The sequence below is a fragment of the Synechococcus sp. R3-13 genome (assembly GCF_047462195.1).
Lineage (GTDB): Bacteria > Cyanobacteriota > Cyanobacteriia > Thermostichales > Thermostichaceae > Thermostichus.
On the sequence record NZ_JANSIO010000284.1, the window covers coordinates 1 to 8238 of the forward strand.

At 59.2% G+C, this 8238-nt stretch carries 9 protein-coding genes; 5 read left to right on the top strand and 4 right to left on the bottom strand.

All coding sequences use genetic code 11. The features are described from left to right. Together NW856_RS08960 and NW856_RS08965 are read right to left on the bottom strand one after the other, a co-directional pair. On the bottom strand, nucleotides 1-1067 hold a 1067-nt coding region (locus tag NW856_RS08960; protein WP_414399883.1), incomplete at its 3' end, for an aldehyde dehydrogenase family protein. A 129-nt stretch (nucleotides 1068-1196) separates the two neighbouring features. After that, nucleotides 1197-2423 (bottom strand): serine hydrolase, encoded by a 1227-nt coding sequence (locus tag NW856_RS08965; RefSeq protein ID WP_414399884.1) that lies wholly within the window; start codon nucleotides 2421-2423, stop codon nucleotides 1197-1199. Nucleotides 2424-3179: 756 nt separating this feature from the next. On the opposite strand from NW856_RS08965, the gene NW856_RS08970 reads away from it, so the two are divergent. From NW856_RS08970 to NW856_RS08980, 3 genes are all read left to right on the top strand, one after another. Continuing rightward, a complete protein-coding gene (locus NW856_RS08970) occupies nucleotides 3180-4034 on the top strand; it encodes a Tic22 family protein (protein WP_414399885.1) in 855 nt (284 codons plus the stop codon). Between the two features lie 33 nt (nucleotides 4035-4067). Next, nucleotides 4068-4934 carry a peptide chain release factor N(5)-glutamine methyltransferase gene (prmC, locus tag NW856_RS08975; RefSeq protein WP_414399886.1) on the top strand — a complete coding sequence of 289 codons (867 nt, stop codon included), beginning with the start codon at nucleotides 4068-4070 and terminating at the stop codon, nucleotides 4932-4934. A 156-nt stretch (nucleotides 4935-5090) separates the two neighbouring features. After that, nucleotides 5091-5861, top strand: a complete 771-nt coding sequence (locus NW856_RS08980) for a sensor histidine kinase (RefSeq protein ID WP_414399887.1) — start codon at nucleotides 5091-5093, stop codon at nucleotides 5859-5861. 24 nt (nucleotides 5862-5885) lie between these two features. On the opposite strand, the gene NW856_RS08985 is transcribed toward NW856_RS08980, so the two are convergent. Together NW856_RS08985 and psb27 are read right to left on the bottom strand one after the other, a co-directional pair. Next, complete coding sequence (locus NW856_RS08985) at nucleotides 5886-6350, bottom strand: YHS domain-containing (seleno)protein (protein ID WP_414399891.1); 465 nt, start codon at nucleotides 6348-6350, stop codon at nucleotides 5886-5888. Between the two features lie 224 nt (nucleotides 6351-6574). After that, nucleotides 6575-6976 (bottom strand): photosystem II protein Psb27, encoded by a 402-nt coding sequence (gene psb27, locus NW856_RS08990; RefSeq protein ID WP_414399888.1) that lies wholly within the window; start codon nucleotides 6974-6976, stop codon nucleotides 6575-6577. A 65-nt stretch (nucleotides 6977-7041) separates the two neighbouring features. Here psb27 and NW856_RS08995 point away from each other — a divergent pair, with 65 nt between their 5' ends. Next, nucleotides 7042-7782, top strand: a complete 741-nt coding sequence (locus tag NW856_RS08995; protein WP_414399889.1) for an NnrU family protein — start codon at nucleotides 7042-7044, stop codon at nucleotides 7780-7782. 34 nt (nucleotides 7783-7816) lie between these two features. Beyond that, nucleotides 7817-8209, top strand: a complete 393-nt coding sequence (locus NW856_RS09000) for a thioredoxin family protein (protein ID WP_414399890.1) — start codon at nucleotides 7817-7819, stop codon at nucleotides 8207-8209. Nucleotides 8210-8238: the final 29 nt, after the last annotated feature.

Sequence of the window (8238 nt, forward strand, 5' to 3'; positions counted from 1 at the left end):
GGGTAAAAATTTCCTCCCAAGGGGGATCCGCCGATATGGACTTTGGCTCCTGCTTGCACCAAAGCCTGCACCTGTCCGTCCACCTCTTGCAGGATGCTGGGGGTAGCCAGAGGCCCCACGTCCGTTTGCGGATCCAAGGGATCCCCTACCTTGAGCCGGCGAAATCGCTCCGTCATGGCAGCCGTGAAAGGTTCAGCGATAGCCCTGTGCAAGATAAATCGTTTGGCGGCAATGCAGGACTGGCCGTTGTTGATCAGACGGGCCGTGACCGCTGTGGCAACTGCTGCCTCCAGATCGGCGCTGGGCAGCACGATGAAGGGATCGCTCCCTCCCAGTTCCAACACCGTTTTTTTCAGATATTGACCGGCCAAACGGGCCAGGCTGGAGCCGGCGGCTTCGCTCCCGGTGAGGGCGGCCCCCCGCACCCGTTCATCCGCCACCACCTCTGCCACCTGGGCTGCTGTGATCAGCAGGGTTTGAAAGACCCCTGGCGGAAATCCCGCCTCCTGAAAGATCCGCTCCAGGGTCAAAGCCGATTGGGGCACGTTGGAAGCATGTTTGAGCAGAAGGGTATTGCCCGCCATCAGGGCCGGGGCTGCACAGCGAAACACCTGCCAAAAGGGAAAGTTCCAGGGCATCACCGCCAAAATCACCCCCAGCGGCTGGTAGCGGATCCCGCTGCGGCTGGCATCGCTGGCGTTCGCGTAAGCGTTGCGTAGCAATATGGAGCGCTCGGCCAAGAATCCCTCTGCCTCCTCGGCATAGTAGCGACAAACCCAAGCGGATTTTTCCACTTCGGCAACGGCAGAGGCCAAGGTTTTGCCCATCTCCAAGCTGATCAGGCGGCCAAACTCCGCTTTGCGCCCCTCCAAGATCTCTGCCACCCGCTTCAGCCAGGCGGATCGCTGAGCAAACGGGATCCGACGATAGCTCTGGAACCGCTCGTGGGCTTGGGCGATACAGCTTTGGATCTGCCCAGCGTCGAAAACGGGGTAGCGAGCCAATTCCTCTCCGGTGGTGGGGTTGATGCTGACCAGGTGCCCCTTCGCGTAAGCGTTGCGTAGCAATATCGTTTTCCCTCAACGCCTGTTTCTCCACTCTGGCATTTGTGCTCTGCCTGGAATAGTGCTCCGCACTGCTACTGCGTTCGCGTAAGCGTTGCGTAGCAATATGGAAAGATTTGCGGAGTGGGGGACTCAGGGTTGCGGGCTGCCGGTGGTGTCTGTTCGGGATGGCGGGGCGGATCCAGGAGCAGACCAGAACTCATAGGCTGCTTGCGACAAGCTGGCGATCAGCCCTTCGGCTCTGGGATCGTTGGGGGTTTCTCGCTTCACCCACACCGCCGCCACATAGCGCCGACCGTTGGGCAAATCCAGGATCCCGGCATCCCCCACCACGGAGCTCAAGGTTCCCGTTTTGTGGGCAATGCGCACCTCTTGACCCAAGTTGGGCCGGAAATAGGAGGGCCGTTGGGTGCGCCAGAGAATGTCCAGAAAACGGTCGCGGCTGCGGCGGCTGAGCATGCGCCCCTGTTCCACCTGGCTGAGCAGCCAAACCATGTCGCGCGGGCTGCTGGTGTTGGTGCCCTCCAGATCCGGTAGCCACCAAGAAATTTGCGTGTGTTGTAGTCCCCACTGGCGAAATTTTTGGTTGAGAGCCTCCCGTCCACCCAGGCGATCGATGATCAGATTGGTGGCGAAGTTGTCGCTGAGGGTGCTCATCAGAGTGGCCGCTTCCAAAGCAGAAACCTGGGATCCGAGGGGTCGGGTTTGCAACACACCAGCTCCCCCTCCCTTGAGATCTTCCCGCAGAGTGAGCCTCTCATCCAGCCGCACCTGCCCGGTTTCCACAGCCTGGAAAAAAGCCAAGAGAATGGGGATCTTAATCACACTGGCGGCAGGAAAAGCCTGATCCGGCCTAACCCCGGCAAAGGCGCCGGTTTCCACCTCCCAGAACAGAGCCCCTGCCGTCAAGCCCGGTTGGTCGGCCAAAGCGGCCAAGCGCTCCTGCAAAGCCGGGATCGCTTCTCCCGGCAGAATGTCACTTGGCAATGCCGGCGGGGGAGGATCCCCAAGCTGCGTCGTGGCCTGTTCTATCCGGCCAGCGGTGGTCGATTGCAGCAGTTGCGAGAGGCCCGCCATCGTCAGGCCCAGGATGAGACTTAAGCTCAGTCCCCTGAGCAACACTTGCCCGAGAGATGGAGAACGTCTCAAGCGGCGAGGCCGGGCAGCCCGTTGGCGCAGACGAGCAATGGCTTTTTGGCGGGCAAGACGCAGCGGTTGAGGAGGGGAAACCGACAGGGATCCCCTGGGGGCAGGAAGCAGGCGACCAGAACCTGTTTGCGGCTTTGACCCCTCTGGAGGCGGGACGGCGTTCTTGGCAGGTTGTGGAGGGCGGCGGGGATCCCGCGACTTCTCTGGCAAAGGCCTACGGCCCGCTAGCGCGGATGGATCGGTGCCTTTCCTCTCCCTTGCTCTGGTCATAAGAACGATTGCCTTTTCCCGACAGCGGTGCGGAGTACTAACGCCATGCTCCTAACAGACAATGCTGACCGTTTCACCGACTCAACTTCGGTGAGCTTGGCTTAATTAAACCCACAAATTGACCAACCTGACCTACGATTGCAAAACGCCCATCAAACTGTCATCACTACACTATGCCTCCACGTCCGCGTTAGCAGTGTGGGGCAGTGACGAGATGTACCATCCCCCGGCCCGGCGGCTCAGAACCCCATCCTTGACCACAGGGATCGGTGGCAGCTCCGCACGGTGAACTGAACAAGGCCAGAACAAGCAGCGTGCTGGAGGAAGAGCCAGGTATGCAATGATTCAAGCGGATCTGCATCTAGTGTGGATCAGTTCCGAATGACTCCGTATATAGTATTGGGTGATGCGGGATCCCCACCCAAAATAGGGGCTTTGCCCCTCGACAGAGGTCGAGCAGATGTTCTAACCTTGGCTTCTAGGGTGGCCCAAGAGCGCTCTTCAAGATAGGTGTGCCGGGGTGTTGTCAGCGATGGCCAACCGGGATCCTAAGGCTGAGAGTGTGCCGCATCGCTAGCCTAAGCCCTGTCGAGCGGGTTTAATCTAGGCAGCTTTTGATTTGCCCCAGGCTGTTGGTTAGTACTTAGGAAGCTGACCCCATAGCAACCAGAACAAGGCGCGATGCCGGGAGTTGAGATGAGAATGACGCGTTGTAATGTAGTATCGCCTGTGCGCTCCCTCTGCCGCTGTGCAGCTCAGGTGGGCGGCGTAGCCGGGATCCTGATCGGAACAGCTTGGGGGGGTTTGGCTGTGACTCCTGTTTGGGCTCAGGAGAATGCCCTACTGGCTCAGGCAGCCGCAGGCCCCATGAGCCGGCAAGAGGTGGCGGAGCGGCTAAATCTGGTGCCTGTTTTTGCCATTGTGTCTCAGAACGGCACCCCCGTTGTCGCCAATGTGGAGCGGGATGGCCGCACCATCCAAGTGGTTTCCTTCTGGCTGGATCAGGCCCAGGCCCAACAAATGTTGGAGCAGGTGAAAGCCAGCAACCCCGAGATAGCCAGTCAAGCCCGGGTGGTGCCTCTCTCGCTGGGGTATGCCTACGAAAAATCGGAAGAGGAGCGCGCCAAGAATAGTGACCTGTATTTTGAGGTGGTGCCTCGGGCTTCTGATGTGGAAGCAGCCAAGCAGGTGCTGAAGGAAACCGGTCAAGATGTGCCTGCAGAAGCGATTGGTGTGCCTCTGTTCTATGGCCGCTCCGGAGAGGGGCTGCTGACCATCGAGCAGGATGGCCATGAGGTGGTGCCCTTCTTCTTCGACCGCAACGATTTGCGGAGGGCTTTGGATCGGGCGGCGGCGCAGAACCCGGATGTAGTTGGAAAGACCCAGATTGAAGTGACCTCGCTGGCCATTGTGGTAGAGCGTATGCTGGCCCCCGACGCGCAGGCCGATGTGCAGAAAATTGCCTTTATCCCCTCTCGCTCGGCGCTGGAGTATATCCAATCCCTGGCCCGGCCTGCCAATCCTTCTGCAAGTCCCCAGCCTCAGCGTTAACCTAAGCCCCTGATGGGATCCCCGTCTGCTCTGGTGAAGCGGTTAACAGAGTGGCGCGCCCAGGCTCTGAGGGCGGCAAAAGCGGCTGGGATCCCTGCCGAGGAAGTGGACATTTTGCTCAAAGAACGGCTGGGGTGGGGGCCGTTGGAGCGGCTGATGGGTCGCGCTCCGGCTGGGGAGGGGGATCCCCTGGAGGAGGTGCAGGCCCTTTGGCGGCAAAGGGTGGAAGAGCGCATCCCCCTACAGTATCTGTTGGGCAAAGTTGAGTGGGCGGGCTTGAGCTTACGGGTGACGCCGGCGGTGCTGATCCCGCGCCCGGAGACCGAGCTGCTGGTGGAGCAGGCTTCCCTCTGGCTGCAGGCTAACCCTCTGCCGTCCGGCTCCTGCTTTGCCGACCTGGGTACAGGCAGCGGGGCGATTGCCATTGCGTTGGCCCATCAGCACCCCCAGTTGCGGCTTCTGGCCGTGGATTCTAGCCCAGAGGCCTTGGCTATTGCAGCAGACAATGTGGCAGCCCACCATCTGCAGGAGCGGGTGAACTTGCTGCTGGGATCCTGGTTTGTGCCTTTGGATCCCTGGCGGGGGCAGCTGCGCGGCCTGGTTTCCAACCCTCCCTACATTCCCTCTGCCGAGCTGGCCTCGCTCATGCCAGAGGTGCGACTGCACGAGCCGCGACAAGCTCTGGATGGGGGAGAAGACGGCCTAGCCCACTTGCGACTGTTGATTCAAGCAGCACCGGATTACCTGGCCCCGAACTCCTTTTGGGCGGTGGAAGTGATGCGAGGCCAAGCCCCTTGGGTGGCGGAGCAGTTGCGAGATAGGGGCTGTTATCGGCAGATCCAAGTTCACCGAGATCTGGCCGGGGTTGAACGGGTGGTCAGCGCCCACTTCGTCGGATAGAAAAGGGTAGGATCCCATAAGACAGGGTATTGCCGCAGCCCGATTGCCTCAGCGGGACGTAGTCCTCGCTGTCCAAAACTCAAAGATCCAAACCCAAGGATCTGAACCTCGACGGGATCCCCCGTCTTTCCTTCGGAGCACCTCTTGAGGAAACCCTTGCCTGCAGCCAAACCCGATCCACTCCCCCAGCAGGCTGCCTCTGCCGACAAGCAAGAGGCTGTGGATTGGCAATTTGCTTTTGAACGCTCTGAGGTGATGCGAGCCTTTCAACAAGAGTTGCTCGTCAGCATCGGCCATGAGCTGCGCAATCCCCTCAGCAGCCAGATGGGATCCCTGCAGTTGGTGTTGTCGGATCTATGTGACTCTCCCGAAGAGGAGCGGGAATACCTGCAAAGTGCCAAAGAGGCGGTAGAGCGCCTGATCAAGCTGCTCGAGGAATACACCCGCCTGGCTCGCCATGACCTGCCCATCCAACCTCTGCGACCGGAACCGACCCGACTACGCCCCCTCCTGCAGGATGTGTACAGCCTAACTCGCCTACAGGCCCAGGATCAGGGCATTCGCTACGAATGGCCGGTTCTACAACCAGCCCCAGCCTTTGAGGTGCCCCTTCTCCCCGACAGCCTCACCGTTTGGGCGGATCCCCACGGCTTGGTGCAGGCGCTGCTGGGAGTGTGTCGCTGGGGCATCCGCACCCTACGCTACGGTTCGATGGCTTTGCACCCCTATCCCACCGCAGAAGAAGAGGGGCGACTGTGCCTGGGGTGGAACCTTGAGGGGCGATGCCATGTGCCCATTCAAACAGAGGGCTGTGCCGTCTGGCGGGTAAGCGAGCGGCTCCTGAGAGAAATGGGAGGCCAGCTGGAACTCTGCGAAAGCGGCCCCTACCGAGTTGGCATCAAGGTGACCCTGCGCCTCGCCCATTGAACCCCAGGCCAGAGGGACTTGGGCCTATCGGCTTCTCAAAGCTGGCCAGTTGGCATCTGCCCTCTTGATCAAGCCGGGGATGTCGCGCTCCCAGTTACGCTGTACCCGCTGGTTGGCGTTCAGGTATAGTTTGTCATCAACAATTTTCCAGGCAAAGGGATCCACCGGGTAAAGGTAGTTGTGGGCCACTGCCCAGGCACAAAACCCGCCGTACTGGGGGGCAAAGCGCTCTGGGTCGTTGCGAAACCGCTCTCGATTGTCGGCGCTGGCAAACCTCCAGGTCACCCCTCCCCACTCCCATTCATACGCTGGGGATCCCTTGACCGGCTTGCCATCGATGAAATAGGCCACCGGGTCATAGCCCCGCAGGGCCAGGCCATCCGTCGCAAAAAAGGGGCCCGGGGATCCCTCCTCGACAGCCCCAACGACCTGTCCTTGGGCTGGGAGAGACAGGAGCCAAGCTGGGTGAGAAGCAACAGCCCCAACCATCAGCAGCAGCGGGATCAAAGCCCAACGATTTTTGACCATCACGACCTCCCCAATCCTCAATCGAGATAAAAATCTCCTCCACTTCCAGAAAAGCACTGCGCCCTTCCTCTCAGATTCAAAAAGAGACCTGAGAAGACCCTGGCTTCTGCGGACTGGGAACAGTCTGGCCGCAGCGGGGAAATGTGCCTGTGATTTGGATCGGGGAGATCCAATCTAAAAAAAGCTCAACCTTCTCGGCGCAAGGCCAATTCCGCCCGATCCAGTTGCGTTAGCACCCGCTCCACCTTTTCGGGGTTGAGAGGCCGGTTGGAAGTGCGGTACTGGGAGGCCAGCGTGTTAAACACCGTGCGCAAAGTGGTAAAAGACTGCAGCTTGTCGTAGCGATGGCCGTGGTAGCGCCCAGAAAACTCCTGGATGGCTTGCATGGCTTCCGCTCGCGCCTCTTCCGGGTTCATCAGGGGATCCCCTTCGGAAAGGACGGTGCGCAGGGTTTGGATCAAGGTCATGCTGTCTTCGTAATACTTGCCGGTGAGACGGGCAGCCTGAGCAACTGAACTCCCTGATCCCAGCAAAAGGGCTACAGACAGGAGCAGGCTGACAAGACGCAGAAAAAAAGTTTTGAGCATGGGGAACCTAATGTAACTTATTTTTAAGCATAAGCCACAGCAACACCAGAGGAGTCATCCAAAAGATGCTGTTCACGCCCTTCAGCGACTTTCTGCAGAGGCTAGGCCAGTACGGATCCCATTGGACAATGTTAGCCCTGATCTTGGGGTTTGCCTGTGCTCACAGCGGATTAGCCTACTTGCGGCCCTGGGGGGAAAGCCGGCTGGGATCCCGTCTGTACCGCATCTTCTTTGCTCTGGTGAGCCTCAGTTTGGCACCACTGTTGCTGATCTATTTTTTTAACCACCGCTACGACGGGGTGATTCTCTGGGATCTCCAAGCCGTCCCAGGCATTCGCACCACCGTTGCTCTTTTGTCTGCCCTCTCTTTTTTCTTTTTGTATCCGGCCACCTTCAACTTGCTGGAGATCGCCGCCATTCGCAAGCCGGAGATCCACCTGTTTGAGACCGGGATCATCCGCATCACCCGTCATCCGCAAATGGTGGGCCAGGTGATCTGGTGTGTGGCCCATACCCTTTGGATTGGCTCCAGCTTTATGGTGGTGACCTCGCTTGGGCTCATTGCCTACCACCTGTTTGCGGTTTGGCATGGGGATCACCGCCTGGAGCGGAAATACGGGCAGGCCTTCCGCGATCTCAAGGCGCGCACCTCCGTGATCCCCGGCTTGGCCATTCTGCAGAAGCGACAGCAACTGCGCCCGCGAGAGTTTCTGCGCTGGGCCTATTTGGGGGTGTTCAGCTTTGTAGTGATTCTTTACGCCTTCCATCCACAAATGGTTTCTGCAGCCAGCCGAGTTGCCTGGTAGCATGATCCCAAAGAACTTCTTTAGTTTGGGAGTGATGGCCTTGCAAGTTGCTTTAGATGCTTTTAATCAAGAACTTTTGACAAGTGATGGGTTGGTTTTGGTGGATTTCGGCGCCCCTTGGTGTGGCCTGTGTCGCTTCATTCAGCCGATTACCGACCGTCTCGTAGCCGAGTGGGGAGGGGCGGTCAAAGTACTGCGGGTGAATGTAGACGACAATTTTTGGCTGCCGCGCCGCTATCGGGTGCGCTCTTTGCCAACCCTAATTTTGTTTGAGAAGGGTCAAGAAGTGCAAAGGCTGGAGCACTTTGCCAATCGCGATGAGGTGATCCGCCGCTGCGAGCAGTTGTTTCTTGACCACCTGCGCTACCTGGGTTCGGGAGCCTGCTCATCCTCGTTTGAGCCCCAAGCCCCGCCGCCCGGCGTGTAGAGGGTGATCACGTCGCCGGCTTTTAGGGA

Coding starts and splice junctions, on each gene's coding strand:
- NW856_RS08970 (WP_414399885.1), top strand. CDS start 3,180: ATGAGAATGACGCGTTGTAATGTAGTATCGCCTGTGCGCTCCCTCTGC.
- NW856_RS08985 (WP_414399891.1), bottom strand. CDS start 6,350: ATGGTTGGGGCTGTTGCTTCTCACCCAGCTTGGCTCCTGTCTCTCCCA.
- psb27 (WP_414399888.1), bottom strand. CDS start 6,976: ATGCTCAAAACTTTTTTTCTGCGTCTTGTCAGCCTGCTCCTGTCTGTA.
- NW856_RS08995 (WP_414399889.1), top strand. CDS start 7,042: ATGCTGTTCACGCCCTTCAGCGACTTTCTGCAGAGGCTAGGCCAGTAC.
- NW856_RS09000 (WP_414399890.1), top strand. CDS start 7,817: ATGGCCTTGCAAGTTGCTTTAGATGCTTTTAATCAAGAACTTTTGACA.